This is a genomic window from Streptomyces fractus, assembly GCF_049844455.1.
Lineage (GTDB): Bacteria > Actinomycetota > Actinomycetes > Streptomycetales > Streptomycetaceae > Streptomyces > Streptomyces fractus.
The window spans coordinates 5,052,031-5,077,984 of record NZ_JBMYHI010000002.1; the positions used below are offsets into that span (position 1 = coordinate 5,052,031).

The window sequence follows — 25,954 nt, forward strand, 5'->3', positions numbered from 1 at the left end:
CTTGTGGCGCCCGGGAGTTCACCCGGGGTTCGGCCACCGGTGCAAGCGTCGCCCGCCTGAGTACCGGTGAGTACCGGAATCGGTGCGTAGGTGGGGGAGGCAGGGCGATGGAGAGTGTTCCCGCGGTGTTCGCAGGCGCGGTGTTCGGGTTGTTCGGGGCGGGCCTGCTGGCGTGGACCGGGGCGCGCACGGCGCACCGCGAGCCGGTGGCACACGGGGCGCGCCCTGTGACGTCCGCCGTGCTCGCGGCGGTGGCCGGGGCGGGGTCGCTGGCGCTCGCCGTGTGGTGCTTCGGCCAGGTCTAGACCCGGCCGCCCGGCCCCACGAGGGCGCAGCTCAGAGCACGTTGCGCAGCACCGCCCAGGCCAGCGCCCCGGTCACGATCGCGGCCGCGCCGCGACCGCCGATCGGCGGTGACCAGCGGCGGCCGCGCAGCCCCGCGTACGTCCAACACCCCAGCAGGGCAAGGACGAAGGGGGCGGCGAGCAGCAGCGCGGCGTTGTCGTGCCAGGCCCTGACGTACTGACCGTGCATCAGGTCGTAGACCATCCGCGTCCCGCCGCACGCCGGGCAGAGCAGGCCCGTGGCGAACCGGAAGGGGCAGCCCGGCAGGACGTGGCCCGGCTGGTGCGGGTCCGTGCCGTACAGATACAGCGCGGCGACGGCCCCCGCCGCGAGCACCCCGAGCGGGGCCGCCGCGGGGGCGCCGAGCGCGCTCCTGAGGCGAGCGGTGGGTGACGCGGCGCGGGGCATCGGTCAGGAGTCCCGCAGCAGGCGGCCCTGGGAGTCGGTGGCGTTGCCGCCGGCGAGCATCATGATGCCGTCGATCAGGCCCCAGATATGGCCGAGTCCGCAGGTCACGATCGACACGATGAGCATGGCGACGGCCATGCCGGTGTGCCCGGTGTAGAAGCGGCCCGCGCCGAACGCGCCGAGGAAGATACCGAGGAGACCCGCGGCGAGCTTCGTCTTGTCCGAGTACGGGCGGCCGTACGGGTCGTAGCCGTAGGGCGCGGCCGGGTCGTAGGGCATGCCCATGCCGGGACCCATGTGCGGGGCGCCCATGTGCGGACCACCCATGCCGGGGCCCGGCGAGGGCGGGTACGCGCCGCCGCCGGCCGGGGCGGAGCCGGGGTAGGGGTAGCCGTAGCTGGGCTGACCGGGCTGACCAGGGGGCGGCGTGCCGTAGCCGGGCTGCGAGCCCTGCTGCGGGTAGCCGTACGGGCTCGCGCCCTGCTGGCCCGGCTGGTCCGACGGAGGCTGGTTGTACGGATTGCCGCCCGAGGGATCCTTGGGGGGCTGGCCGTACGGATTGTTCTCGGACATGTCGGGAAGCTCCTGGATAGTGGTGCCGTGGGGGACGAGCCGAGGGCTCCCCGCGGGCTCCCCCAGCCACGCGCCATCTTGTCAGGAAGGGATAAACGGGCGAGTCCGAGGGCACGGGACCGCTGCGTAATGGGGACGTTCGCCACAGGAACCCGGCACACCAGCCGCGGCCCCTTGGCCCCGGAGTCCAGGCGTCCGCTCGCCGGTCCGGGGGCAGGATCACGAAGAGTCGGGTTACCGTTCCGAGTGGCTGCTGCGTGCTTTTCCCGTTTGACACACCGGCGGGAGGTACCGTCACACTCCGCAGCAGTGCCGTGGAAACGGCACGATCCCGCGGGAGAAAGCCATCGATACGGCCCCGAACCGCCGACCGGAGAGAAGAGCGAAGTTGTCCCCGACCAGCGAGACCGCACAGGGCGGCCGCCGACTCGTCATCGTCGAGTCGCCCGCCAAGGCGAAGACGATCAAGGGCTATCTCGGCCCCGGATACGTCGTCGAAGCGAGCGTCGGGCACATCCGCGACCTCCCCAACGGCGCGGCCGAGGTCCCGGACAAGTACACCGGCGAGGTCCGCCGCCTCGGGGTGGACGTCGAGCACGACTTCCAGCCCATCTATGTCGTGAACAGCGACAAGAAGGCGCAGGTCAAGAAGCTCAAGGACCTCATGAAGGAGTCCGACGAGCTCTTCCTCGCCACCGATGAGGACCGCGAGGGCGAGGCCATCGCGTGGCACCTCCAGGAAGTCCTCAAGCCGAAGATCCCGGTCCACCGGATGGTCTTCCACGAGATCACCAAGGACGCGATCCGCGCCGCCGTCGCGAACCCCCGCGAGCTGAACAAGAAGCTGGTCGACGCCCAGGAGACCCGCCGCATCCTCGACCGTCTCTACGGCTACGAGGTCTCGCCGGTCCTGTGGAAGAAGGTCATGCCGCGCCTGTCGGCGGGCCGCGTCCAGTCCGTCGCCACCCGCCTCGTCGTCGAGCGCGAGCGCGACCGCATCGCCTTCCGCTCGGCCGAGTACTGGGACCTGACCGGCACGTTCGCGACGGGCCGCGCCGGTGACTCCTCCGACCCGTCCTCGCTGACCGCCCGCCTGAGCGCGGTCGACGGCAAGCGCATCGCGCAGGGCCGCGACTTCGACTCCCTGGGTCAGGTGAAGTCCGGTTCGACGAACACGCTGCACCTGGACGAGTCGAACGCCCGGGCGCTCGCCGCCGCCCTGGAGAACACGCAGTTCTCCGTGCGTTCCGTCGAGTCCAAGCCGTACCGCCGCTCGCCGTACGCCCCGTTCCGGACGACGACGTTGCAGCAGGAGGCCTCGCGCAAGCTGGGCTTCGGCGCGAAGGCGACCATGCAGGTCGCCCAGAAGCTGTACGAGAACGGCTTCATCACCTATATGCGTACGGACTCGACGACGCTGTCGGACACGGCCGTCGCGGCCGCCCGTTCGCAGGTCACGCAGCTGTACGGCAGCGACTACCTGCCGGACAAGCCGCGTACGTACGCCGGCAAGGTCAAGAACGCGCAGGAGGCGCACGAGGCGATCCGCCCCTCCGGCGACCGCTTCCGCACGCCCGCCGAGACCGGCCTGACCGGCGACCAGTTCAAGCTGTACGAGCTGATCTGGAAGCGCACCGTCGCCTCCCAGATGAAGGACGCGGTCGGCAACAGCGTCACGGTCAAGATCGGTGGCACGTCCGCCGACGGCCGCGACGCCGAGTTCAGCGCGTCCGGCAAGACGATCACCTTCCACGGCTTCCTGAAGGCCTACGTGGAGGGCGCCGACGACCCGAACGCGGAGCTGGACGACCGCGAGCGCCGGCTGCCGCAGGTCGCCGAGGGCGACGGCCTGTCCGCCGAGGAGATCTCGGTCGACGGCCACGCCACGAAGCCGCCGGCGCGCTACACCGAGGCCTCGCTCGTCAAGGAGCTCGAAGAGCGCGAGATCGGCCGCCCGTCCACGTACGCGTCCATCATCGGGACCATCCTGGACCGCGGTTACGTCTTCAAGAAGGGGACGGCGCTCGTGCCCTCCTTCTTGTCGTTCGCCGTCGTCAACCTGTTGGAGAAGCACTTCGGCCGGCTGGTCGACTACAGCTTCACCGCCTCCATGGAGGACGACCTCGACCGCATCGCGCGTGGCGAGGCGCAGGCCGTGCCGTGGCTGCGGCGCTTCTACTTCGGTGAGGGTTCGGACGGCCAGGGCGGCGCCGCCGACGCCGGGAACGGCGACGGGGACCACCTCGGCGGCCTCAAGGAGCTCGTGACCGACCTGGGCGCGATCGACGCCCGCGAGGTCTCGTCGTTCCCCGTGGGTAACGACATCGTGCTGCGCGTCGGCCGCTACGGCCCGTACATCGAGCGCGGCGAGCGCGACTCCGAGAACCACCAGCGCGCCGACGTCCCCGAGGACCTCGCGCCCGACGAGCTGTCGGTGGAGTACGCCGAGGAGCTGCTCGCCAAGCCGAGCGGCGACTTCGAACTGGGTTCCGACCCGGAGACCGGGCGCCAGATCATCGCCAAGGACGGCCGCTACGGCCCGTACGTCACCGAGGTGCTCCCCGAGGGCACCCCGAAGACGGGCAAGAACGCGGTGAAGCCGCGGACCGCCTCGCTCTTCAAGTCCATGGCGCTCGACACGGTGACGCTGGCCGACGCCCTGAAGCTGATGTCGCTGCCGCGCGTCGTCGGCCAGGACGCCGAGGGCGTCGACATCACCGCGCAGAACGGCCGGTACGGCCCGTACCTGAAGAAGGGCACGGACTCGCGCTCCCTGGAGACCGAGGAGCAGCTCTTCAACATCACGCTGGAAGAGGCCCTGGAGATCTACTCCAAGCCGAAGCAGCGCGGGCGCGCGGCCGCCAAGCCGCCGCTGAAGGAGCTCGGCACCGACCCGGTCAGCGAGAAGCCCGTCGTGGTGAAGGACGGCCGCTTCGGCCCGTACGTCACCGATGGCGAGACCAACGCGACGCTGCGCTCGGCGGACTCCGTGGAGGACATCACGGCGGAGCGCGGGTTCGAACTGCTCGCCGAGAAGCGGGCGAAGGGCCCGGCCAAGAAGAAGACCGCGGCCAAGAAGGCGCCCGCCAAGAAGACCGCCGCGAAGAAGACGACGGCGAAGAAGACGGCCGCCAAGAAGACGACCACGGCGAAGAAGACCGCGGCCAAGAAGACGACGACCGCGAAGACGGCCGCCAAGAAGACGGCTCCGGCGGAGTAGCCGACCGCTCAGCGGAATGACCGCCTCCCCGCGTCTCACGCGGGGAGGCGTTCTCAGCGGGAACACGCCTTCGGTGTGTCAGCGGGTCCCTATAGGCTGGACGAATGACCCGTGCCGAGCAGCCAACGGACCAGAACACGGCCCCCGACGACGCCCTGGTAGCGGACTCCCGAGAGCGAGCGGTGCGCGCACTGTTGCGCGTACCGCAGTTGAAGCGACTGTGGTCGGCGCAACTCGTCGGCGGAGTCGGCGACGTGATCGGGCTCCTCGTACTCGTGGTGCTCGCCGTACAGACGGCCATCCCCGAGGAGTCGTTCGGCGGCGGATACCGGGGCGTGGCCTTCGCCGTCGCCGCCGTGTTCGGTGCGCGCATCCTGTCGACGCTGCTGTTCGGCGCCGTCCTGCTCGGGCCGCTGACCTCGCTGACGACGCCCGGCGGTCCGCTCGACCGGCGCTGGACCATGGTCGGCGCCGACGGACTGCGGGCCGCGCTGCTCATCGTCGCCCCGCTGTGGGCCGACTGGACGCCGGACAACGCGCTGGCGATGCTCCTCGTGACGGCTTTCGTCGGCGGTGTCGCCGAGCGGTTCTGGACCGTCGCCAAGGCGAGCGCGGCGCCCGCGCTGCTGCCCCCGCCCCCGCTGGAGGGCGCGGCGGTGCGGCCGCTGCCCGATCACACGGACGCGCTGCGGCGGCTGTCGCTGCGCACCGGATTCGTCGCCGTGCCGCTGGGCGCGGCCGGCCTCGTCGTCGTGACCCTGGTGCAGAACCTGCTCGGCGCGGGCGTGGACTGGTTCGCCTCGCACCAGGTGGCGCTGTCGTCCTACGTGGGGGCGGGGCTCTTCGCCGCCTCCCTGTCGGTCGTGTTCTTCCTGGAGCTGCCCGATACGCAGACCCCGCGCGCGCGGTCGCCGCTCGAGGGGCTGCGCAGGCCCAGCACCGGCACGGGCGTGGACAAGGGGCGCACGGGCGCGATCCGGCTGCTCGTGCTCGCCTGCTCCTGCGTCGCCGGGGCGATCGCGGCGGCGGTCGCCGTGTCCGTGCTGCACGCCAAGGACCTGGGCGGTGGCCCGGTCACGTTCGGCCTGCTCGTGCTCGGCCTGTCCGGTGGCACCGTCGTCGGTATCCGCGTCGCGCCCAAGGTGCTGCCGCCGCTCTCGCGGCGCCGCCTCTTCGCCCTCGCCATCGCGCTCACGGGCGTCGGCCTGCTCGTGGCGGGCCTGGTGCCCGACGTGACGACCGTGATCCTCGTCGTGACGCTCGCCGGCGTCACCGCGGGCATCGCGGCCAACACCGGGCACACGCTGCTCGACCAGGAGACCGAGGACAACCGGCGGGCGCGCACCACCGAGCACCTGCAGGCCGTCGTACGCGTGTGTGTCGCGCTCGGCGCGCTGCTGGCGCCGGTCCTCGCCGCGCTCATCGGGCCGCATCACCTGGAGAGCGGAAAGTTCGTCTTCGCGCACGGGGGCGCCGCGTTCACGCTGATGCTCGTGGGCGCGCTGCTGCTGCCCGTCGCCGCGCTCGTGCTGGCCAAGGCCGACGACCGCAGCGGGGTGCCGCTGCGGCACGACCTGCGGGACGCGCTGCGCGGCGGGAACGACCCGGTGCAGGCCCCGGCCGCGACCGGCTTCTTCATCGCCCTGGAGGGCGGGGACGGCGCCGGCAAGTCGACGCAGGTCGAGGCGCTCGCGGAGTGGATCCGCGGCAAGGGCCACGAGGTCGTCGTCACGCGCGAGCCGGGCGCGACGCCGGTCGGCAAGCGGCTCCGGTCCATCCTGCTGGACGTGTCGTCCGCGGGTCTCTCCCACCGGGCCGAGGCGCTGCTCTACGCCGCCGACCGCGCGGAGCACGTCGACACGGTCGTCCGGCCCGCCCTGGAGCGCGGCGCCGTGGTCATCTCCGACCGGTACATCGACTCGTCCGTCGCCTACCAGGGCGCCGGTCGTGACCTGTCGCCGACCGAGGTCGCCCGCATCAACCGCTGGGCCACGAGCGGCCTCGTACCGAACCTGACCGTGCTGCTCGACGTCGACCCGGAGGCCGCGCGCGAGCGGTTCACGGAGGCGCCCGACCGGCTCGAGTCGGAGCCGCTGGAGTTCCACACGCGCGTGCGCTCCGGTTTCCTGACGCTGGCCGCGGGCGACCCCGGTCGCTACCTGGTGGTCGACGCCGGGCAGGAGCCCGAGTCCGTCTCGACCGTCATCCGGCACCGCCTCGACGTACTCCTCCCGCTCTCCGAGGCCGAGATCAAGGCGCAGGAGGAGGCCCGGAAGGCCGCCGAGGAAGAGGCGCGCCGCAAGGCCGAGGAAGAGGCCGCCCGCAAGGCGGAGGAGGAGCGCCTGGAGCGCGAGCGCCAGGAGCAGCTCGCCAAGCTGCGCGCCGAGGAGGAGGAGCGCAAGCGCCGCGAGCTGGAGGAGGCGCAGCGCCTGGAGGCCGAGCGGCAGGCCGAGGAGGCCCGGCAGCGCGCCGAGGAGGAGCGCCGCAGGGCCGAGGAGGAGCGGGCCCGCCTCAAGGCCGAGCAGGAGGCACGCGCCGCGGAGCAGGAGCGGCTGCGTAAGCAGGCCGAGGACGAGGCGCGGCTGCGGGCCGAGGCCGAGGAGCGGCGCCTGGAGAAGCAGCGCAAGGCCGAAGAGGCGCTGCTGCGCGCGGAGGAGGCGCGGCGGCTCGCGGCGCAGGCCGCGGAGCAGGCGCAGCGCAGTGCGGGCGCGCCGACCGCGAACCTCCGCAAGGTCGAGCTGCCGAGCGAGGCGCCGGACGACGCCCCGGCGGACGCCCCTGTGGACAACGAGACGACGGTGCCGACGCCGATCGTGCGGCCCGACGCCGAGGAGACCACGGTGCTTCCGCAGGTGCGGGACGCGGACGAGACCACGGTGCTGCCGCAGGTGAGTGACGCGGCGGACGCCGAGGAGACGACGCAGCTGCCGCAGCCTCCCGCGCCCGGCGCGGCGGACGAGACGGCGGTCCTTCCGCAGGTGTCCGGTCCCGCGGACCGGGTGCCGAGCGGCTACTTCCGCGACGAGCGGCCCGCAGGTTCCGGCCCGGACGGGCCCAACGAGCGCACGGCGGAGCTGCCCCAGGTCGACGAGAACGGCAGGCCGCGGCGGCCCCGGCCCGACTGGGCGGAGGAGACGCCGCTGGACGACCTGCCGTCGCTGGCGGACGAGCTGCTCGGCGGGCGTGAGGACGAGGACGACCGGGGCGGTCGGCGCCGGTAGATCAAGCCCCGCCGGCGCTTGAGGCGCGGGGTCCGGGGCGGAGCCCCGAGGCCCGGGCACGGTTCCGGTGATGTCAGTGGCGACCGGCACAATGGGTGCGCTGGGATCGGCAGGAGCAAGGGACGGTGACCGCATGGCCGTGTGGGACGACCTGGTGGGTCAGGACCGGGTGATCGCGGAGCTGAGCGCGGCCGCGCGGGACGCGGACGCCCTGGTGACGGCCGCCGCCGCGAACACGCCGCCGCCGGCCGCGTCGAAGATGACCCACGCCTGGCTGTTCACCGGTCCGCCGGGAGCGGGCCGGGAGACCGCGGCCCGCGCGTTCGCCGCGGCGCTCCAGTGCGTCAGCCCGGACCGGGCGCTCGGCGGCGCCCCCGGCTGCGGCTTCTGCGACGGCTGCCACACCGCGCTGCTCGGCACGCACGCGGACGTGTCGACGGTGGCCGCGGTCGGCGCGGAGATCCTCGTCAAGGACATGCGCGACACCGTCCGCAAGTCGTACACGGCACCGGCGGTCGGCCGCTGGCAGGTGATCCTCGTGGAGGACGCCGAGCGGCTCAACGAGAAGTCGGCGAACGCGGTCCTGAAGGCGGTGGAGGAGCCCGCGCCGCGCACGGTGTGGCTGCTGTGCGCGCCTTCGGTGGAGGACGTGCTGCCGACGATCCGCTCCCGCTGCCGCCTGCTCACCCTGAGCACGCCCGCGGTCTCGGCGGTCGCCGACATGCTGGTCCGGCGTGACGGCATCGAGCCGGACGTCGCCGCGGCCGTCTCCCGCGCCACGCAGGGGCACATCGACCGGGCCCGCCGGCTGGCCACGGACCCGCGCGCGCGGGAGCGCAGGGCCGCCGTCCTGAAGGTGCCGCTGCGCGTCGAGGAGATCGGCGGCTGCCTCAAGGCGGCGCAGGAGCTGGTGGACGCGGCGGCCGAGGACTCCAAGCAGCTCGCCGAAGAGGTCGACACCAAGGAGACCGAGGAGCTGAAGGCGGCCATGGGCGCCCAGAGCGGCGGGCGGATGCCGCGAGGCACGGCCGGCGTCATGAAGGACCTCGAGGACATGCAGAAGCGGCGCCGCACGCGCTCGCAGCGGGACAGCCTCGACCTGGCGCTCACGGAGCTGACGGTCGTCTACCGGGATGTGCTCGCGATGCAGCTCGGCTCGCGCGTGGACCTGGCCAACGTCGAGATCCAGGACACGTTGGAGCGGGTCGCCCGCAGTACGTCGCCGGAGTCGACGCTGCGGCGGATCGAGGCGATCGGGGCGTGCCGGGTCGCGCTGGACGGCAATGTGACGCCGCTCCTGGCGGTGGAGGCGATGACGGTCGCCCTGCGTGCCGGGTAGCCGTTCCTCCGCGGTGGGCCCCGCCACGGGGCTCCGTGCGAGTCGGCCGTTCCTCACGCCACGGGGCTCCGCCCCGACCCCCGCTGCTCAAGCGCCGCAGGGGCCGGATCGAGCCCACCCGTACGCAAGGTGACCAGTAGCACGCGGAGCGTTACGCTCGCCCGATGTACTCCTGGCGCCACCCCCTCACCCCACGCCGCCGACCCGCCGCGCTCGCCGTCGCCGGTGGGCTGCTGCTCGCCGCCATCTCCGCCTGCGCCTCGGGCAGTTCGGGCGCCCCGGGCTCCTCGCTCGCCGCGCTGCCCCGCGCGACACCGGCCGATCTGGCGCCCTATTACGACCAGGCCCCGAAGTGGCGGGATTGCGGCGTGCCCGGGTTCCAGTGCGCCACCCTCAAGGCGCCGCTCGACTACGACAAGCCGTCCGCAGGCGACATCGACCTCGCCGTCTCCCGGAAGAAGGCCACGGGCCCCGGCAAGCGCCTCGGTTCGCTCCTGGTCAACCCGGGCGGCCCCGGCGGCTCGGCGATCGGCTACCTCCAGTCGTACGCGGGCATCGGCTACCCGGAGAAGATCCGCGCCCGCTACGACATGGTCGCCGTCGACCCGCGCGGCGTCGCCCGCAGCGAGCCCGTCACCTGCCTCGACGGCAAGCGGATGGACGCGTTCACGCAGACCGACGTCACCCCGGACGACAAGGCCGAGCGGGCCCGCCTGACCGCCGCCTACAAGAGTTTCGGCGCCGGCTGCGAGGCGTCGAACCGCACGTCCGGCCGGGTCCTGCCGCACGTCTCCACGGTCGAGGCGGCCCGCGACATGGACCTCGTACGCGCGGCGCTCGACGACGAGAAGCTGAACTACGTGGGCGCCTCGTACGGGACGTTCCTGGGGGCGACGTACGCGGGCCTGTACCCGGACCGGGTCGGCCGGGTCGTCCTCGACGGCGCGATGGACCCCTCCCTGTCCGCGCGCGAGATGAACGAACAGCAGACCGCCGGCTTCGAGACGGCGTTCAAGTCCTTCGCGAAGGACTGCGCGAAGCGCTCCGGCTGCCCCCTCGGTACCGGCAACCCCGACCAATCGGGCAAGCGCCTCAAGGACTTCTTCACCACCCTCGACCGCACGCCGATCGACACGGGGGACGAGGGCGGCCGCAAGCTCGGCGAGGCCCTCGCCACGACCGGCGTGATCGCCGCGATGTACGACGAGGGGGCCTGGCCGCAGCTGCGCGAGGCGCTCACCGCGGCCATGAAGCACAAGGACGGCGCGGGCCTGCTCGCCCTCTCCGACAGCTACTACGAGCGCGAGCCCGACGGCTCGTACTCGAACATGATGTTCGCCAACGCCGCGGTGAACTGCCTGGACCAGCCCCCGTCCTTCACCTCGCCCGCGGAGGTCGAGAAGGCGCTCCCCGACTTCGAGAAGGCGTCCCCGGTCTTCGGCAAGGGCCTCGCCTGGTCCTCCCTGAACTGCGGCTACTGGCCGGTGAAGGCGACGGGCGAGGCCCACCGCATCACCGCCGAAGGCGCCGCCCCCATCGTCGTGGCCGGCACCACCCGCGACCCGGCCACCCCCTACCGCTGGGCGAAGTCCCTCGCCGCCCAGCTCTCCTCCGGCCACCTCCTCACGTACGACGGCGACGGCCACACGGCGTACGGCCGCGGCAGCGCCTGCGTGGACGGCGCGATCGACGACTACCTCCTGACCGGCACCCCTCCCGCCGACGGAAAGCGCTGCTCGTAGTGCGTGTCCCCTGGTCATAAAGGCTGTGCGGAGCACTCCTGTGGAGCGTGTAGGATTGGCGACGTTGCTGACGCACTCCGGTGCGCGCGGCGGCGCCGCCTTAGCTCAGATGGCCAGAGCAACGCACTCGTAATGCGTAGGTCTCGGGTTCGAATCCCGAAGGCGGCTCAGACGGGAACCCCAGGTCGGAACACCTTCCGACCTGGGGTTTTGTCGTTCTAGCGCATGCGGCGGCGACGTCGCGCACGGGCCGCGCGGCTGTCTTGGGTCTCAGTTCTGGTCTCAGTCGGGCTCGAATCCGGGGTCGGGGGAGCAGGTGAGAAGAACTCGCCCATGCGCCGCATCGCGTCCTTCGACAGGTGCGATCGGCCCTTCACATAGCGGCGGGTCTGACTGATCTGGGTGTGCCGAAGGATCTCCATGATCGTGGTCATGTCGACCCCCAACTCGTTCAGGATCGTGCCCGCGGTGTGGCGGCTCCCGTCGTAGAGGCGGCGGTCGTCGATCCCAGCTTCCTTCAGCAGCTCCTTGAACTCCTCATAGTCCTGCCGAGGGTCGAGCGGGCGCCCGTCCTCGCGCGAGAACACGACGTCGTGCTCCTGCCACAGCTCCCCGGCCGCGGCCCGCATCACCTCCTGTTGGGCCTTGTGGTCGGACAGGAACGGGATGAACGGGGGTGGGATCGGGACGGGGTTCTGGCTCTTCTTGGTCTTCGGCCGCGTGAAGTCGAGCCCGCCGCCCTTGCGCTCGGGGCAGGCGCTCGCGTGCTTCGTGCACGTCTTGGTGCAGGGCTTCGGGCAACCGCGCTTGTACTTCTCGTGCCGGGTGCAGTCCTTCGGGCAGGGGTGGAAGTGGTGCAGACGCTTTCCGCAGGCGTGCGGGTCGCCGCATCCGTGCTTCCACGTGAGGCGCTGTAGCTGCCACTGGGGGTGGAACAGCTCGGCCTTGAGGTCGACGTACGACCACCGCAGCCCGAGCGTCTCGCCCTGCCGGAAGCCCATGCCGACGCCGACGATCCACCGCATGAAGGTGGGCCGCTTGGCGGCGGCCTCAAGGAACCTCTTGGCCTCCTCCTGAGTGAACGGGTTCGCCTCGGTCTCGTCGACGCTGGGTGGGTCCACGAGCGTGGCGACGTTCTCGGTGATCAGGCGGCGGCGGTGGGCAATCTTCAGGGCGCGCGAAATGATGCGGTGCACCTTCACGACGTGCGAGGGAGCGTGGCCGGCATCGAGCATGTCGCGGTACATCCGCTCCAGGTGCTCGGGTTGAAGCTTGTCGATCCGGTGCTTCCCGATACCCGGAATGATGTCGTTGCGGGTCTTCGACCAGTAGTCATCGAGCGAGCGCGGCCTGAGCTTCAGGCTCGCGATGGTGGTCAGGTACGTCTCCATCCACTTCTCGATGGTGGGCTTCCGGCCCGCCTTCGTGGCGCGTCCCTGGTCGCGCTCCCGTTCCAGGTCCCGGACCTTGCGCTTGATCTCGGCTTCGGCGCGGGCGCGCCGGTGGCGGCGATCCGGACTGCCATCGTTTTTCACGCCCATCGTGACGCGGCCGTGCCACCAACCGTCACTCCCCTCGTAGATGGACGACTCGTTGTTGGGCTTGCGCGGGCTCATGTGCCTCCTTCATGCGAGAGGCGCCCCGAGCAGGATGCTCGGGGCGCCTCAAGGCGTGCTCGGCTCAGTTGGGCAGAACGGAGAGGCCTTCGACGAAGGCTTCGAGGTCAGCGCGCCGGATTCGGCGCGTGCGGCCCAACTTGATGTACTTCAGGGCGCCTTCGGCCATCAGCTCGTAGACGGTGGAGCGTCCGAGCGAGAGGACGTCGGCGGCCTCCTCGGGCTTGTAGAGGAGCTTGTCGACGGGTGCAGCAAGGGCGGTGCTCATCCGGGTGCCTCCTCGGCGGTGCACGTGTCCGAGGTCGAGATTTCTGCGTCATCACGTCACGTGCGTCACGTGTGGGGCCTGACCTGCGGTTTTGGCGTGACGCAGGAGTGTCGGGGGTGCGTCATCGGTGACGCAGGCCCCTTTCGCCAGCCCATGACGCAGGTGACGCACGATGACGCAGGCTTCGGCGGTCTGCGTCATGGGTGTTGCGGCAAGTCACAAGCCGTTTCCGGTGGTGTCGTGACGTGGGTGACGCAGGATCTCTTTCCTTCGGACAAAAGAGGGTGGTGTCTGTTGAGGCGCGCGCTGCCGCGCGCGAACAGCGAAGGGCGTAGAAGGAGCCGCTTCGCGGCACGACCTTTGGGCGGCGGCAAGCCGCCGAACAGCAAGAAGAGCACCCTGCGCCGCGCCGGGTGCTCTTCTTGCTTTTTCAGGCGGCCGGTCGCCGCAGGTCAGAACGCCTTCGCCTGCTCGGCCGACGGCCACGCCGGCGGGCGGCTCATCTCGATGTAGCGGGCCGAGCTCGTACGGCCCCAGTCGATGAACACGCCGCGCGCGGCGAGGGTGGGCTGAAGCCGCTTGAGCCGGTCGGAGAGCACCTTGCCGGTGGTCGGCCACCCCTTGGGCAGCGGACGGCAGTCCTCGCCGCTGTACAGCCGCGTGAGCGCGTGCAGCCACTCGGCGGATGCCATGCGCTGGTCGGTGCCCGGCGCGATGCTCGCAGCGTGCTGGAGCACGGTCTGCGCGAGCAGGTCGCCCTCGATGACGTCGTCGTTGAGGTCGTCGAGGCTGCGCCGGTAGGCGCCCAGCGCCCCGAACCCGGTGGCGTCGTCGAGCTGCGCGCACAGGTGCGCGAAGTCCGCCATGCGCAGGTCCGTGGGGATTTCCGCCTGCGCGGCCCGCACCTTGACCGTGAGGTCGAGCAGGGAGCCGAGCACGACGGGCAGGATCTCCTCGAACTCCGCCCACAGCTCCGCCTCGGTGCGCCGCACCTTGGGCCGCTCCAGACGCAGCGGCAGCAGCCGTTCGGCGAGGTCGGGCCGGATCACGCCCACGTCGATGCCGGTCATGAGCAACGGGCGGCGGTAGCGGGCCCGCACCACGTCGCCGTCGGTGTACAGGGCGCGCTTGACGGTCTCGGCGCCGGTGACGATGCAGCACATCGCGTCGGAGAGGTCCGGGGACAGGTAGGACAGGTTGTCGAGCGCGGTGACCCACCCGGCGGCCACGGCCGCGGTCAGGTTCTCCTCGTCCTTCGGAGCGCGGCGCAGGTCGCTGCTCATGCCCTCGATGATGCGCACGAGCATCCGCCCGCCGGTCGACTTGCCCGCCCCCTGCGGGCCGGTGAGGAACGGCGCGGGGACGGGGACGGAGGGGCCGAGGCAGCCGATCAGCCACGCGATGGCCAGAGACTCGGTCTCCGCGTTGGCGAAGTTGCACAGGCGGAGCAGGAGGTCGATGCCCTTGCCGTCGGTGTCCTTCGCGGGCAGCGGGAGTTCGCCGGTGAGCTGGGTGCGACGCCAGCACACTTCCGCCGGGTCCGGGGTCTGGATGTCCCATCCGGTGGGGTGGATGCGGACGGACTTGCCGTCGTTGCGCCCGAGGTCGAGCCAGGTCGCGCCGTCGTATCCGGGCGCGACGCGGATGTGCACCTGTTGCACGTCCTGCTTCATGGCGAGTGCTTCGATCAAGTCCAACGCCTCCTTGAGGGCGGTGCCGTTGAAGACGCCGCGCCCGTCGTCGAACAGCCCGACCATGAGTTCCTGGCGGTGGCTGCCCGAGGTTCCCTGCGAGCGGATGGGGCGGGCCACGGGGTGGCCGTTCTTCTGCGCGTAGACGGTGCCGTCAGCGGTACGGAAGTAGCGGAAGTGGGCCTGCGCGTAGTCGGCGATGACCTCGCGGGCCGGAGTCTTGTCGTCCTCGGACATGCTCACAGTCCCAACGTGGTGCGGGCGTTGGCCCAGGCTTCCGTGCAGTGCCGTGCCGATTCGCCCTTGGCCTGCGCGGCCGTGAACAGCCGCGCTACGTGGGCCTCGGCGAGGCAGCCGCAGCGGCCGTGGGTGGACAGCACGGCGAGGAACGTGGCGTAGACCGTGCTGTGTACGGCGTTGCGGGCCTCGGTGATGCGCTGCTCCGCCATCGTGATGCCGCGCTCCAGGAATGCGGGTGTGCGGTGCCTACAGGTGCCTTCTGCGGCTCGTGTGGGCAGTGCGTCGATGCATGGGGCCTGGTAGATGCTGGGGGTCTTCACGGTCAGCGCCTTCACCGCGTTCGGCAATGCGGTGAGAGTGCCGGTGCCGGACCCGAGCCAGCGGGCGTAAGACATCGTGGACTTGATGTCCACGCCGGGCCGCACACCGTTCGCGGAGGCCATGACGCCGAGGTACAGCCAGTGCTCGCCGCGCGTGGTGGCCACGGTGCGGGTAGCGGGCAGGGTCTCGCGGGCCCACGCGATGGCGTCGGCGTCGTCGAGGTCCACGACCGTCAGGCCGGCGCCGCCGGGGTGGTAGGCGACTGCCCCGGCGCCCTGCCATGCGGGCGCCCATGCGGGCGAGGTGATGACGCTGGTGTCGGTGGTGGCGGCGGCCCAGCCGTGGCAGGGGGCGGGGCAGGTGCAGGGGCCGGGGGTCTTCATGTGCGGCCGGCCGCCGCACGAGGTGTACAGGCAGGACGGACAGTTCGCGAAGGGCACCTTCCCCTTGCGCAAGGGCAGGACGGGCAGCCCTTCGGCCGCGAGCTGGAGGGCAGTGCGCAGGTGGTTGCTCATGCGGCGGCGCTCACTGTCTCGCCGGATGTCGGTCACTTGAGTCATGCTGGGAGACCTCCACAGGTCTTCAGTGGGCAGGTGGACAAGGGCGGCCCCGCGACTTTGGCGAGACGGAGGGGCCGCCCTTGGCGTAGCTACCGGTCGTCGGTCATCGGGCCGTTCCAGCCGAGTGGGGCGAGCGCGTTGTGGGCCTGCTCCAGGAACTCGGTGACGGCCTGGGCGCTGAGCGCGGCGGTGCCGAGTGCGGCGCGGGCCTTGGCGAGGTGGAGTTCCGGGGCGCCGTGGTCGGCGGTGACGTGACCGGTCCTGCCCTGTTGCTCCAGGAACCTGGCGAGCTGGCCAAGGCCCTGGGGCAGGCGCTGCGCGAGCATCACGAGTGAGCCGACCGCCTCGTACGCGTCGGCGGGGTAGGCCAGTTCGCCCTTGCCGGACTGTGTGGCGTGGTTGAAGGAGCGGATGGCCTCGGCCGCGTGCTCGGCGAGCTGCGCGGGGTTGGTCGTGCTCATGTGGCCTCCTGTTCAGCCGTGGAAGGTGTTGGAGGAGCGGGAGAAGGCCCCGCGGGTGTGGGTGGTCACGTGGGTGTGCCGGGTGACCGGGCCCGTGTAGACGTGCTTGGAACTGGAGCGCTTGGCACGGGAGAAGGCGGCGCCGATGGACAGCGCGGCGAACGCGATCCCGGAGAAGAGCACGCCCATGCAGACGACGCCGGTGACGCTCATGGAAGAGAACCCCCTCAGGACGAGCCAGACCCCGCAGCCGACCCCGGTGGTCCCGGCGCCGACGCCGATCGAGGCGACCGCAGCCCCGGCGGCCCACTGGGGCACCGCGCGCCGGTCGTCCTGGTGGACGGGCTCCGCGGTGCCATACGGCGGGGTGGGGGTCTCGTCGCGGTAGGCGGTGGGCTTTTGCCAGGGCGCGGGCACCGGGCGGTAGAGCTCGTTGATGATCCGGCGGGCTTCGGCGTTCGCCTCGGCGTCGCTCATCCGCGGCGACCACGCCGACGCGGCCGGCTGCTCATAGTCGGTCATGGGGGCAGACCTCCGGGCGGGTGGGTCAGGAAATGGACTGAGCGGCATCGAGCAGGGCGCCGCAGACGGCGCGCACCGCGCTGGAGGCGCCGGTGTCGGCGGTGAAGAAGCCGAAGAGGAAGACCGCGGCGGCGGCGAGCGGGCCGACATAGCGGCTCCGCAGAAGAACGGCCGTCAGAACTCCGAAGAGGGCGACGGCGGACAGGGTCACGAGCACGAGAAGGGCCTCCCTGAAACGGCCGGCGGGCAGCACCCTCGTGTGGACGCCGCCCGCCGGGCAGTAACGGTGTGTGGTTGTAGTGGCTACTGGCTAGTGGCTACTGACAAGCCGGGAAAGGCCCTGTCAGGGCCCCTGGTGGCCAGTAGGAGGGCGTTCTACTGGCTAGTGGCAAGTTGGCAGTAGCCACTAGGCAGTAGCAGTCAGTGACAGGGTCAGGCGTGGTCGGGGTGGACGTAGACCGAGTGCGGTCCGTTGTCGCGGTAGACCAGCTCCCCGCGCTCGGCCGCGGCCTTGAGTCCGTCGCGTACTGCCTGACGACTGCGGCCGACCTTGTCCGCCACAGCGGACGGCTTCATGCCCGACGTGCCCGCTTCCTTGATTGCCGCGAGTGCATCGGCAAGCCAGTCCGGGCCCGTCTCCCGGCTGCCCCCGCCGCGCAGCGCGGACAGGTTCAGCCCGGAGGCCGGCCGCGGCGCGGAGGGGTCGGGGGCGGTGCCGAACTGTGCGTCGATCTCCTTGCGGAACTGGGCCAGCAGCTCGTCCTGCGCGCCCGTCGCGGCCTGTTCGGTGCGGAAGGCGGACAGGTTCAACCGGCTGCCCGTGCGGCCCGCCTGCTCCGTCGAGTTGGGCTCGGCGGTTGCGGGCTCGGGTCCGAGGTCGCGCATCCACGCGGTGCGCTCGTCGTCCCAGCGCCGCGCGTACGCCTCCCCGGCTGCCTTGGCGGATACGTCGTCCAGGCGTGGATGCCGGTCACTGGTGGCCACGGTGATGTCGCGGATCTGCGAGGGCTTGATCCGCCACGCCTTGAACAGCGCGCCGGGGGATTCCGGGGTGCCCATGAACCCGGCGCCCTTGAACGGGGCCTGGTCGACGCGCAGTCCCTTGCGGCCGGGGAACATCTTGGACAGGTCCATGCCCTCGGTCTCCCCGCCGGTCAGGGCGACGCGGACCTTGGCCTCGCGGCGGATGAGCAGGTTGCCCAGCACGCTGCCGGTGGCCCCGAGCGCGGTGATGACGGTGCGGCCGCCCATGGCGCGCTGCATGCGGATGAACTCGTAGATCCGCTTGGCCAGTTCCTTCATCTGCCGGTCCGTGGACACGAGGATTTCCGCGCCCTCGTCGATGACCAGCATGATCTGCGGAATCTTCGCGGAAACCGGCAACAGGTCGGTGTCCTCCCGCGCCATCAGCTCCTGGTAGGCGCGCTTGCGCTGCAACCCGACCGCGATCGCGGCATCGAGCAGCTTCAGGGCCTCCTCATACGTTCCGGCGAGCCAGTCGACGCCGGGCCGCACCGGCTTGCCGTCCTCCTGCGTCAGTTCGCCGCCCAGGGCGGGCCGTACCCACGGGAGGCCGGCCGATCCGGCGTTGAGGTCGATTACCCAGGTCAGCACGTCGGTGGTGCGGGCGAAGCCGCCCAGGATGCCGTGCAACAGGTTCGTCTTGCCCGACCCGGTCGGCCCGACCACGAGCGCGCACTGTTCGCGCAGGTAGGCGTGCACGTCGTCACCGTTGGTGCGAAACCCCCACGGGATGCCCGTGTGGATGGACAGCGGCCCGTAGTCGTCGGGGTAGGTGCGGGCCTCGGCGAGCACGTTGTTCGTGGTCACGTCCACGATGGCGCGGCCCTGGTGGATGCCGGGGCCCACGGCGGCGGTGCAGCCGTGAGGCAGCTTCGCGTCCGCGGACAGCTGCGGGGCGAACTGGGCGATGCGGTCGTAGGTGATCCCGCCGTGCGGCTCCAGGTCGAGGGAGTAGCCGTTGCCCGACTCCCACATCTCAACCGCGAGCACCTTGACGGTGATGTTGCAGATCCGCTGGATGCGCTCCACCCACTCGGCAGCGATCGCCCGCCGCTCCGCGGACAGTTCGTGCGCGATCTGTCGGCGCTCGGCGGCCAGCGCCTCCTCCTCGCGGGCCTCCTCGTACAGGGCCATGGAGCGGGCCCCGGCGCCCATGCCGACCCCAAGGGTGGCGAGTGACCCGAGCGCGGCCCACGACAGGGGACCGGTGGTCATGGCCCAGGTCGTCCACCCGGCGCCGACCAGCCACGAGGCGGCCTTGAAAGCGAGGGTGCGGCCCGCGTTGCGGACCTTCAGCCCGGCCACGGTGTGACCGAGTGCACCGGCGGTACCAACGGCGAGCGCCCAGGCGGGCGGCATACCGGTGGCGGCTCCGGTGGTGGCGACGGCCAGGGCCCCAGAAGTGGCGGACAGGGCGCCGGTCACGGGTCCGTGACCGGCGCTCCAGTCCAGCACCGGGCCACTGTCCGCCTGCTTGCGCTTGTTGTTGGCGGTAGCGGCGGCACTCATGTCAGACGTTCCAGCCCTTCTCGGCCTCCGGGCCGTTACGCGGGTCTTCGTGGCGGGCGATGTCGGCCTCGTGGGCCTGGCGGAACAGCGGGCCCATGTCCTCGGCGACCGCGACGGCGCTGGACAGGGCGCCGAAGATGTCGTTGAAGCCGTCCGCGACCTCCTTCTCCAGCGGGAACTCACCGTCGGAGCGCTCGGCGAGCGTCTTCATCACGTTCGCGACGCTGGTCAGCGCCTCGGGGAGGCTTTCGACCATGGCGAGGATCTCCATGGCGTTCTCGGGGTCGTAGGACTGCGCGGCCTGCTCCATCTCGGCTGCGTACTCTTCGAACCGGAAACCGGACACGATCTCTCCTTCACTGCTCGTCGACGCGGTGCTGGGGGGTTCGGGGACCTGCTCGGTGGGGCGCTGCACCAGGTCGGCCAGGGCCGCGATGTCGTCCTCGGCTGCCTCCTCGTCGGCGGCGGCCTCGGCGACCTCCTGCTCGGCGCGGATCTCCTCGTCCCGGCCTTCGCGCTGGTCGCGGGCCGTGGCGGTCATCCGCCGGTACAGGCGCCGGCCGGGATGCATGAGCCAGGACGCGCGCAGCTTCCGGCCGAGCGGCGTGGTCAGTAGCCCCAGCAGGCCGAACGGGAGCGCCAGTAGGGCGGCCATTGCTCGGCGGCCGTGGAAGCGGGCCGCCGAGCGGCGCAGGGCCTTGCGGGCGGTCTTACGGGCCGGGGCCTTGCGCACGTTCGAGCGCTGCCCGGCCACCGTCGCGCCGGTCTTGGCGTCCCGGCGCGCACGGGTCTTGGCGATCGCCGCGTCCCGGCCCGCACGGGCCTTGCGGGCGGTGCCGCCCAGCATTCGGCCAGCCAGGCCGCCCGACCGGGCCCGCGTCTTGCCGAGCCCGCCGCCCCCGCCCGGCTTGCCGCGGCCGGTATTGCGGGTCTGCGGCTTGTTCAGGCTCTTGGGCGCGGTGGCGCCGCGGCGGGCATCGGCGACCGCGCGACGGGCCGCGGTGGCGTTCGCGCGCTTCTCTCCACGCGATCCACCGGCCGCCTTCTGCGCGGAACGCAGGGCTTTGACCTGCCCGGTCTTGCCGAGCAGTCCCGAACCCGCACGACTGTGGCCCTTGTTGAGGCCGGTCGACTTGTTCAGGGACACCGGGGCACGCTTGGTGCCCGTCTTGGCCCGGCCCTGACCAGCAGCGAAGCCACGACCGGTGCCGGACTTCGAGGCGCCGCGGGTACTACCGAACTTGCTCCCCTTCTGGCTCGGTACCCGGCTTCCGCTGCCAGCTGCGCGACGGCTCGTCGAACTGGCGCCGCGTCCGCCGCCGGTGAGCCCGCCGGTGTGGGTCCGGGCGGCGTGCTGCCGGGCCGCAGTTCGTGCGGCCTGACGGCGGACCGCCTGCTTCGGGCGGGGGTTGCGGTTGCGGTACGAGGCGACCGTGCCGAGCACGGCGGCGCCGGTCGCGGCCACAGCGGCGGCGATCGGGCCCCCCGCGAGACCGGCAGCGGCGACCATGCTCACGGTCGTGTTCGCCCCGGTGAAGGCCAGCGGCACCACGGGCCAGCCGCCCGGCGCGTGCTCGATGTCGGGCGCCTGCTCGGCCTTGTCCACAGGCTGTGCAGGCTCGGGGGCGGGCGGGGTGTCGACGGCGGCAGGGACTACTACCGCTTCAGTGCTGGTGTCGGTCATGCTGAGAGCACTCCTTTGGAGGAGGAGCAGGGCCCGGCCGGGCTTGTGGAAGGGCCTCCGGCTGGGCCTTGCGCTGGTGTGGGAACGCGCTGCTCAGAAGCGGTAGTGGTTCGGGTGGGCGGCGGCGATCTCCTGCCAGCGGCGACCGTCGGCCGCGCTCCCGTCGTGTACGCGGACCTCGAACGTGCAGCCCTTGGCAGTGCAGCGGTGCACCCGGCTTGCGGCCGCCTTCGCGACCTTGGTCAGCAGCCACAGCACGGAGGAGGCCACCGCGAATACGCACGGGATGAGCAGATCGAGGGGGACGGCGTAGGAGCGGAGGCGCATGCCGATGGACGCGGCGAGCGCGAGCGCGGTGATGACGCTGATGACGTCGACCATGCGGCTCCGGACGGGGTGCTTGGTCATGGGGGAACTCCCAGTTCAGTCAGGGCTTTTCAGGCGGCGCGCTGTTCCTCGGGGGCGGCGCATCGGCCGCACATGCCCAGTGAGGGCGGGATGACGTAACCGGCGTCCTGCGCACATTCGGGGCAGGTGCGGCGGGCGGCGTTGGCCTTGGCCAGTGCCGCCCGTTTGGCGAGCGTCATAGGCCGTACGGGCTTCGCCAGGTTGATGCGGTAGAGGTAGGCGACCAGTGGGCCTCGCCGTCGGCGGGGCCGTTCGAGCTGGGCGGCGACGTCCTGTCCGCCGGGCCGCAGCCCGAGGGCGCGGAGCTGGCGGTAGGTGGCGTAGCCGTCCGGGGCCAGCCGCCATCGGTAGGTGGGCAGCATTGCCATCAGGCCGCTGATCCGCGCTCGGCCCGTAGCGCATCGCGCAGCATCCGGGCGTTCGCCGGGGACGTGTGCAGGGCGCGGCGCAGGCCCTCGGCGGTCAGCTTCTTGTCGGGCCAGTCGGCCGCCGCCTTGCGCGCCTCCTTGAGCAACTGCTCCGGGGTGCGCTTGGGTCGGGTCGGCTTCGCGGCGTCCGGGACGCGGCCGGTGGCCCGACGCGGGCGGGTCGACTCGACGGCGATCGTGCGGCGCTCGATCGAGGTGACCGGGGCCGATTCGATCGCCTTCACGGGCTTGCTCGGAAGGCTCGACTTCAGGAAGTCGACCGGCACCGCGCGCGGCAGCACGGTCGGCTTACCGGTGATCGGCGCCGGGGTCGATTCCGGCAGGTCAGCCGTAGACCGTTTTGCGGTGGTCTTGTTCGATTCCTTCGTTTTTGCAGCCTCGATCGGGAGGGAGTCGGAGTCGAGGCGGAACATCGATCCGAGCGCGGCATCCGCGCCGATCGTGACGCGCTCGCGCTGCACGTCGAGCAGCCTCGATCCGAGCGCCGCGTCCCCGACACCGACCTTGCGGGCGAGCCGCCACGACGCCCGGTCGGAGCGGTTACGGACGCGCTCGTCGGGATGGTTGGCGGCGCGGGCCCGGTGATACGCGAGCCGCTGCACGGTCTCCACCGCGCGCCGCTCGCCCTCGGCGTCGCGGTCCTCGGTGTGCACCGCGATCCGCCGGGCCAGGAACGCCATGCCCTCGGCGGAGACGCACATGCCCATCGGGGTGATCGCGTAGATGACCGTGGTTCCGGCGTCGTCGGCCGCCATCGCGGCCATCGCGGACGCGGCGGCCGGCAGCGCCCACAGGCCGAGCCGGACGATGAGCGGCGAGGACTGCCCCAGCATCGTCAGCCCGAGCAGCACCAGCGCCAGAACGGCGGTAGCACCCTCGCCCGCGGCCACGGCCCCGAGCGCAGTACCGGTGCCGTAGGCGCCGCTGATGTTGGAGTAGGTGCCGATCCCACCGAAGACGCCGGTGGCGAGCATCGGCACGAACGCCGCAGTGAGTACGACCTTCTGAGTCTTGCTCAGCTCCTTGCGGTTCTGCGTGCTCATGCGGCACCGCTCGTCTGCCCGAGTGCGGCGGCCTGATTGACCAGCTCGCAGCGAGCAGCGAGCGCCCGGCGGCGGGCGCGGCGGATGCGCCGCTCGTCCAGCTCGCTCGGGGTGCGGTCCAGGGTGGCAATCGTGGCGTCGAGCAGGTCGACGTCAGCGAGGATGACGGGCATCTCGCGTTCGATGGCGTCCAGTTCCGCGTTCGTAGGCTCCATGTCCGGAGCGAACGCGGTAACAGCGTCCTGAACAGTGACGATGTGGTTCATGGGTCGTGTCTCCCTAGCAGGTTGCAACGGCCCCACAGCGCCCTCGGAGTAGCCGCTCCGGGGGCGCGCGCCGTTGAAGTCGGAGGGTCCGGCTCCCCTCGGCGCCGCTCGTACGAGACGAGCGGCGGAGGCAACCGGCCGCAGCCAATGAGCTGCGGAAACGGGTGAGGTTCAAAGCGCGGCAGGTGCCGCGAAGGTTCTGCGGAAGTCAGATCACGCGATGCCGGGCCGTCACGAAGGACGACTCCGGGCAGGACACCCGGCCCGACATGGGCGGTCGGGATGGTGCCCCGCACCCATCGACCGCACGTGTTCATGCGGCTGGGTCGGCACTCTGTTGAGTTCGCCGTAGCGCGTGCTCCGGGCCGTGCATCCGGGCGCTACTCGTACAGGTCGAATGACCTCCAACAAGCAACCTAGGTCGCTTGCCGTTGATTGAAAGCTACCTAGGTCGCTTTCGGTCGTCAAGCGCACTGCACCTCGGTCTTCAAACGACCTAGGTCAGGTACGCTTTTGGGATGGAGTCAGAGCCGGAGAGGAAGCCCAACGCCCGCGAGATCGCTGCCCACTTCCGAGCCGAGATCGCCGCAGGTACATACGGTCCTGGGGCTCAACTCCCCGGCGCCAAGGGGCACGCCAAGAAGGTCGGTGTTGCCCTCGCGACCGTTCAGCACGCGTACGCGCTGCTCAAAGCTGAGGGGCTGGCGGAAGGCGTCTCGGGGAGCGGTACGTACGTCTGCGACCCTGCCGACGGTGAGCAGGGGCCCCGTGAGGCAGCCCAAAGCGTCATCGACCTTCAGGCGGAAGTGGCGCGCATGGGAACCGAACTTGCCGGCCTTGTCGAGCGCGTCAAGCAGCTTGAAGGGGCCGTGGACTCCCTTGCGGGGAAGTCCGGCGCTTAGGGCCTCTCGCGGTGCGTTCACCATCATGCTCTTAGCGTGTCCTGGTGAGTGCTCCGTGAGTACGTACTCCCGCCGCCCCTGTACCGAACTAAAGCGAACTTAGGTCTCTCAACTGGGTGTTGTCGGCCCGTCACATGCTGCAAGACTGGCGGCATGGCTGAACTGAACGGAAAACCCGTCACCCTCGACGAACTCCAGAGCCTTGCTCTCACCAACTACGGGCATTTCACGTCCATGCGCATGGAGGACGGCACCGTACGGGGCCTGTCGCTCCATCTTGACCGGTTGGTGCGGGACTGCCGAATCGTCTTCGGCGTCGAGTTGGACCGTGAGCGGACGCGGGACTACATCCGGAAGGCCGCGGAGGGCATCACGGGGGCCGCCGGCCTCCGGGTCACGATCTTCGACCCCGCCATCGACATGGGACACCCCAGTGAGGCGAAGGACCCGCACGTTCTCGTGAACCTGCGCCCCGCGGGTGCCATGCCGCCGCCCCCGCTCAAGGCGAAGACCTTCACCTTCAGCCGCGACAGTGCGGCCGTGAAGCACATCGGCCTTCACTCGCAGCTCCGTGTCCGTCGAGACGCACAACTCGCCGGGTTCGACGACGCGGTGTTCGTCGAGCAGGACGGCCGTATCGCAGAGGGCGGTACCTGGAACCTTGGCTTCGTCGACCAGGACGGGACCGTCATCTGGCCCGACGCACCTGTACTCCCCGGCACGACGATGCTCCTGCTTCAGACCCTCGATGCCCCCAAGCAGGTCACTGCCCCGGTGCGGCTTGCCGACGTTCCGAAGATGGCTGCCGCATTCGCCACGAACACGACGATCGGCGTCCGCGCTGTGAGCGCGCTCGACGACGTGCAGTTCCCGCAGAACCACCCCGTGCTCGACGCGCTGCGGGATGGTTACGCCGGCATTCCCGGCGACCGCCTGTAGCCGCGTACCGCCGCCCCGCCACCGGGGCGGCGATTCACGACAGAGGTAACCGATGCCACTCGTTACGAAATGGACCGGCCGTGAAGTTAAGGCACTGCGTCAAGCTGCACGCATGAGCCTGATGGAGTTCTCCGAGACGCTCGGGGTTTCCGACCGCATCGTCTCCCGGTGGGAGGGCGATGGTGAGCAGGCCGTCCTTCGCATGGTGAACCAAGCGGCACTCGACACACTGCTCGCGAAAGCCGACCAAGACGCCCAAGGGCGCTTCGTGGGCATCCTGTCGGCCGACGACATTCCCACTCAGGCCGTCATCGAGCCCGACGACGAACAGACACTCAGCGGCGAGTACGTGAAGCATCCCGGCGACGGGAAGCTCATGGCGCACATCCCGGAAGGGATCTTCCTGTCAGGGGAGGACGACGACCCGGTGTGGGTGGACGACTTCCACATCGACACCTTCCCGACGACCAACGCGGATTACGCGCGCTTCTGTGCGGCCACTCAGCACCCCGTGCCCGAGCACTGGGCGAACGGCCGGTGCCCCCGTGCTCTGTACGACCACCCCGTCGTTCATGTGACGTGGCGGGACGCGCACGCGTACGCGGAGTGGGCGGGGAAGTCGCTCCCGGCAGCCGAGGAGTGGGAGAAGGCGGCCCGCGGAACGGCCGGCCGCATCTTCCCGTGGGGTGACCAGAAGACTGCCGCAAAGTGCAACGTCCGAGAGACCGGCGTGGAACGCACGACGTCCGTCTCGCGGTACCACAGCGGCGTATCCCCATACGGGGTGTACGACATGGTAGGCAACGTGTGGGAATGGCTCTCCACGCAGACCACGCCAGGACGCTACGAACTTCGGGGGAGCGCCTTCACGAGCCCGCTCTTCCGCGGCGTCCCTGCCGTTTCCAACGACGCCAACGACTCGATGCACGACGACGACACCGGCTTCCGCTGCGTCGCGACGCCCGAGCAGATGGCTCCCCGAAAGCGGTAACGGCGCGAGAGGGCAGGGGCTCAGTTGTGGTCTCGGTTGAAGGGTTGTCCACAGACGTCCACAACACCTCTGCCCTTGTCCAGAATGGCGGCTGACCTGGGGTTTCGAACGGTTGTGGACGTCCTCGGACCGAGATCCGACAACTCGTAATGCGTAGGTCTCGGGTTCGAATCCCGAAGGCGGCTCAGATGGAAACCCCGGGTCGGATCCCACTCCGACCCGGGGTTTTGTCGT

Annotated in this window: 23 protein-coding genes and 1 tRNA gene; 9 read left to right on the top strand and 15 right to left on the bottom strand. The window is 71.0% G+C overall.

Going from position 1 to position 25,954, the window contains the following annotated elements; all coding sequences use genetic code 11:
* Positions 1 to 107: 107 nt before the first annotated feature.
* Positions 108 to 305 carry a hypothetical protein gene (locus ACP4E5_RS24840; RefSeq protein ID WP_425832234.1) on the top strand — a complete coding sequence of 66 codons (198 nt, stop codon included), beginning with the start codon at positions 108 to 110 and terminating at the stop codon, positions 303 to 305.
* 31 nt (positions 306 to 336) lie between these two features.
* Here ACP4E5_RS24840 and ACP4E5_RS24845 read toward each other — a convergent pair whose 3' ends face one another.
* Complete coding sequence (locus ACP4E5_RS24845; RefSeq protein WP_425832236.1) at positions 337 to 753, bottom strand: DUF2752 domain-containing protein; 417 nt, start codon at positions 751 to 753, stop codon at positions 337 to 339.
* 3 nt (positions 754 to 756) lie between these two features.
* A complete protein-coding gene (locus ACP4E5_RS24850; RefSeq protein WP_425832238.1) occupies positions 757 to 1,326 on the bottom strand; it encodes a TM2 domain-containing protein in 570 nt (189 codons plus the stop codon).
* 388 nt (positions 1,327 to 1,714) lie between these two features.
* On the opposite strand from ACP4E5_RS24850, the gene topA reads away from it, so the two are divergent.
* The 5 genes from topA (at position 1,715) to ACP4E5_RS24875 (ending at position 11,016) form a co-directional block, all read left to right on the top strand.
* The gene (topA, locus tag ACP4E5_RS24855) at positions 1,715 to 4,546 is read left to right on the top strand and encodes a type I DNA topoisomerase (protein WP_425832240.1); all 2,832 of its coding nucleotides are present in this window, start codon (positions 1,715 to 1,717) and stop codon (positions 4,544 to 4,546) included.
* Positions 4,547 to 4,650: 104 nt separating this feature from the next.
* On the top strand, positions 4,651 to 7,767 hold the full coding sequence (gene tmk / locus ACP4E5_RS24860; RefSeq protein WP_425832242.1) for a dTMP kinase: 3,117 nt from the start codon (positions 4,651 to 4,653) through the stop codon (positions 7,765 to 7,767).
* Positions 7,768 to 7,900: 133 nt separating this feature from the next.
* Positions 7,901 to 9,106 carry a DNA polymerase III subunit delta' gene (locus ACP4E5_RS24865; protein ID WP_425832244.1) on the top strand — a complete coding sequence of 402 codons (1,206 nt, stop codon included), beginning with the start codon at positions 7,901 to 7,903 and terminating at the stop codon, positions 9,104 to 9,106.
* 164 nt (positions 9,107 to 9,270) lie between these two features.
* Positions 9,271 to 10,848 carry an alpha/beta hydrolase gene (locus ACP4E5_RS24870; protein WP_425832246.1) on the top strand — a complete coding sequence of 526 codons (1,578 nt, stop codon included), beginning with the start codon at positions 9,271 to 9,273 and terminating at the stop codon, positions 10,846 to 10,848.
* A 94-nt stretch (positions 10,849 to 10,942) separates the two neighbouring features.
* Positions 10,943 to 11,016, top strand: a tRNA-Thr gene (locus ACP4E5_RS24875).
* Between the two features lie 50 nt (positions 11,017 to 11,066).
* Here ACP4E5_RS24875 and ACP4E5_RS24880 read toward each other — a convergent pair.
* From ACP4E5_RS24880 to ACP4E5_RS24940, 13 genes are all read right to left on the bottom strand, one after another.
* Positions 11,067 to 12,464, bottom strand: coding sequence for a tyrosine-type recombinase/integrase (locus tag ACP4E5_RS24880; protein WP_425832248.1), 1,398 nt, complete (start codon positions 12,462 to 12,464; stop codon positions 11,067 to 11,069).
* 64 nt (positions 12,465 to 12,528) lie between these two features.
* Entirely contained in the window at positions 12,529 to 12,732 is a 204-nt protein-coding gene (locus tag ACP4E5_RS24885) for a helix-turn-helix domain-containing protein (RefSeq protein ID WP_425832250.1), read from the bottom strand.
* Positions 12,733 to 13,184: 452 nt separating this feature from the next.
* Positions 13,185 to 14,660, bottom strand: coding sequence for an ATP-binding protein (locus tag ACP4E5_RS24890; RefSeq protein WP_425832252.1), 1,476 nt, complete (start codon positions 14,658 to 14,660; stop codon positions 13,185 to 13,187).
* A gap of 2 nt (positions 14,661 to 14,662) precedes the next feature.
* Positions 14,663 to 15,499, bottom strand: a complete 837-nt coding sequence (locus ACP4E5_RS24895; protein WP_425841627.1) for a bifunctional DNA primase/polymerase — start codon at positions 15,497 to 15,499, stop codon at positions 14,663 to 14,665.
* A gap of 134 nt (positions 15,500 to 15,633) precedes the next feature.
* Complete coding sequence (locus tag ACP4E5_RS24900; protein WP_425832254.1) at positions 15,634 to 16,005, bottom strand: hypothetical protein; 372 nt, start codon at positions 16,003 to 16,005, stop codon at positions 15,634 to 15,636.
* A 12-nt stretch (positions 16,006 to 16,017) separates the two neighbouring features.
* Positions 16,018 to 16,527, bottom strand: a complete 510-nt coding sequence (locus ACP4E5_RS24905) for a hypothetical protein (protein WP_425832256.1) — start codon at positions 16,525 to 16,527, stop codon at positions 16,018 to 16,020.
* A 25-nt stretch (positions 16,528 to 16,552) separates the two neighbouring features.
* The gene (locus ACP4E5_RS24910) at positions 16,553 to 16,744 is read right to left on the bottom strand and encodes a hypothetical protein (RefSeq protein WP_425832258.1); all 192 of its coding nucleotides are present in this window, start codon (positions 16,742 to 16,744) and stop codon (positions 16,553 to 16,555) included.
* Between the two features lie 215 nt (positions 16,745 to 16,959).
* A complete protein-coding gene (locus ACP4E5_RS24915) occupies positions 16,960 to 19,059 on the bottom strand; it encodes a hypothetical protein (RefSeq protein ID WP_425832260.1) in 2,100 nt (699 codons plus the stop codon).
* Position 19,060: 1 nt separating this feature from the next.
* Complete coding sequence (locus tag ACP4E5_RS24920; protein WP_425832262.1) at positions 19,061 to 20,743, bottom strand: hypothetical protein; 1,683 nt, start codon at positions 20,741 to 20,743, stop codon at positions 19,061 to 19,063.
* 93 nt (positions 20,744 to 20,836) lie between these two features.
* Positions 20,837 to 21,151 (bottom strand): hypothetical protein, encoded by a 315-nt coding sequence (locus ACP4E5_RS24925; protein ID WP_425832264.1) that lies wholly within the window; start codon positions 21,149 to 21,151, stop codon positions 20,837 to 20,839.
* A 29-nt stretch (positions 21,152 to 21,180) separates the two neighbouring features.
* Positions 21,181 to 21,519: an RRQRL motif-containing zinc-binding protein gene (locus ACP4E5_RS24930; protein WP_425832266.1), complete on the bottom strand. Its 339-nt coding sequence runs from the start codon at positions 21,517 to 21,519 to the stop codon at positions 21,181 to 21,183.
* Complete coding sequence (locus tag ACP4E5_RS24935) at positions 21,519 to 22,622, bottom strand: conjugal transfer protein (RefSeq protein WP_425832268.1); 1,104 nt, start codon at positions 22,620 to 22,622, stop codon at positions 21,519 to 21,521. The genes ACP4E5_RS24930 and ACP4E5_RS24935 overlap by 1 nt, the downstream gene beginning before the upstream one ends.
* A complete protein-coding gene (locus ACP4E5_RS24940) occupies positions 22,619 to 22,888 on the bottom strand; it encodes a DUF6284 family protein (RefSeq protein ID WP_425832271.1) in 270 nt (89 codons plus the stop codon). Before ACP4E5_RS24940 ends, ACP4E5_RS24935 begins: the two co-directional genes overlap by 4 nt.
* Before the next feature lie 518 nt (positions 22,889 to 23,406).
* On the opposite strand from ACP4E5_RS24940, the gene ACP4E5_RS24945 reads away from it, so the two are divergent.
* From ACP4E5_RS24945 to ACP4E5_RS24955, 3 genes are all read left to right on the top strand, one after another.
* Entirely contained in the window at positions 23,407 to 23,790 is a 384-nt protein-coding gene (locus ACP4E5_RS24945; RefSeq protein ID WP_425832273.1) for a GntR family transcriptional regulator, read from the top strand.
* A gap of 153 nt (positions 23,791 to 23,943) precedes the next feature.
* Positions 23,944 to 24,729 carry an aminotransferase class IV family protein gene (locus tag ACP4E5_RS24950; RefSeq protein WP_425832275.1) on the top strand — a complete coding sequence of 262 codons (786 nt, stop codon included), beginning with the start codon at positions 23,944 to 23,946 and terminating at the stop codon, positions 24,727 to 24,729.
* A gap of 112 nt (positions 24,730 to 24,841) precedes the next feature.
* A complete protein-coding gene (locus ACP4E5_RS24955) occupies positions 24,842 to 25,720 on the top strand; it encodes an SUMF1/EgtB/PvdO family nonheme iron enzyme (protein ID WP_425832277.1) in 879 nt (292 codons plus the stop codon).
* The last annotated feature ends 234 nt before the right edge of the window (positions 25,721 to 25,954 follow it).

Excerpts from the sequence above, each read along its gene's own strand:
- ACP4E5_RS24845 (WP_425832236.1), bottom strand. The coding sequence starts at position 753 with ATGCCCCGCGCCGCGTCACCCACCGCTCGCCTCAGGAGCGCGCTCGGC.
- ACP4E5_RS24865 (WP_425832244.1), top strand. The coding sequence starts at position 7,901 with ATGGCCGTGTGGGACGACCTGGTGGGTCAGGACCGGGTGATCGCGGAG.
- ACP4E5_RS24925 (WP_425832264.1), bottom strand. The coding sequence starts at position 21,151 with ATGACCAAGCACCCCGTCCGGAGCCGCATGGTCGACGTCATCAGCGTC.
- ACP4E5_RS24870 (WP_425832246.1), top strand. The coding sequence starts at position 9,271 with ATGTACTCCTGGCGCCACCCCCTCACCCCACGCCGCCGACCCGCCGCG.
- ACP4E5_RS24840 (WP_425832234.1), top strand. The coding sequence starts at position 108 with ATGGAGAGTGTTCCCGCGGTGTTCGCAGGCGCGGTGTTCGGGTTGTTC.
- ACP4E5_RS24900 (WP_425832254.1), bottom strand. The coding sequence starts at position 16,005 with ATGAGCACGACCAACCCCGCGCAGCTCGCCGAGCACGCGGCCGAGGCC.
- ACP4E5_RS24905 (WP_425832256.1), bottom strand. The coding sequence starts at position 16,527 with ATGACCGACTATGAGCAGCCGGCCGCGTCGGCGTGGTCGCCGCGGATG.
- ACP4E5_RS24885 (WP_425832250.1), bottom strand. The coding sequence starts at position 12,732 with ATGAGCACCGCCCTTGCTGCACCCGTCGACAAGCTCCTCTACAAGCCC.
- ACP4E5_RS24895 (WP_425841627.1), bottom strand. The coding sequence starts at position 15,499 with ATGAGCAACCACCTGCGCACTGCCCTCCAGCTCGCGGCCGAAGGGCTG.
- ACP4E5_RS24935 (WP_425832268.1), bottom strand. The coding sequence starts at position 22,622 with ATGAGCACGCAGAACCGCAAGGAGCTGAGCAAGACTCAGAAGGTCGTA.
- ACP4E5_RS24890 (WP_425832252.1), bottom strand. The coding sequence starts at position 14,660 with ATGTCCGAGGACGACAAGACTCCGGCCCGCGAGGTCATCGCCGACTAC.
- tmk (WP_425832242.1), top strand. The coding sequence starts at position 4,651 with ATGACCCGTGCCGAGCAGCCAACGGACCAGAACACGGCCCCCGACGAC.
- ACP4E5_RS24940 (WP_425832271.1), bottom strand. The coding sequence starts at position 22,888 with ATGAACCACATCGTCACTGTTCAGGACGCTGTTACCGCGTTCGCTCCG.
- ACP4E5_RS24945 (WP_425832273.1), top strand. The coding sequence starts at position 23,407 with ATGGAGTCAGAGCCGGAGAGGAAGCCCAACGCCCGCGAGATCGCTGCC.
- ACP4E5_RS24955 (WP_425832277.1), top strand. The coding sequence starts at position 24,842 with ATGAGCCTGATGGAGTTCTCCGAGACGCTCGGGGTTTCCGACCGCATC.
- ACP4E5_RS24920 (WP_425832262.1), bottom strand. The coding sequence starts at position 20,743 with ATGACCGACACCAGCACTGAAGCGGTAGTAGTCCCTGCCGCCGTCGAC.
- ACP4E5_RS24850 (WP_425832238.1), bottom strand. The coding sequence starts at position 1,326 with ATGTCCGAGAACAATCCGTACGGCCAGCCCCCCAAGGATCCCTCGGGC.
- ACP4E5_RS24930 (WP_425832266.1), bottom strand. The coding sequence starts at position 21,519 with ATGGCAATGCTGCCCACCTACCGATGGCGGCTGGCCCCGGACGGCTAC.
- ACP4E5_RS24915 (WP_425832260.1), bottom strand. The coding sequence starts at position 19,059 with ATGAGTGCCGCCGCTACCGCCAACAACAAGCGCAAGCAGGCGGACAGT.
- ACP4E5_RS24880 (WP_425832248.1), bottom strand. The coding sequence starts at position 12,464 with ATGAGCCCGCGCAAGCCCAACAACGAGTCGTCCATCTACGAGGGGAGT.
- ACP4E5_RS24950 (WP_425832275.1), top strand. The coding sequence starts at position 23,944 with ATGGCTGAACTGAACGGAAAACCCGTCACCCTCGACGAACTCCAGAGC.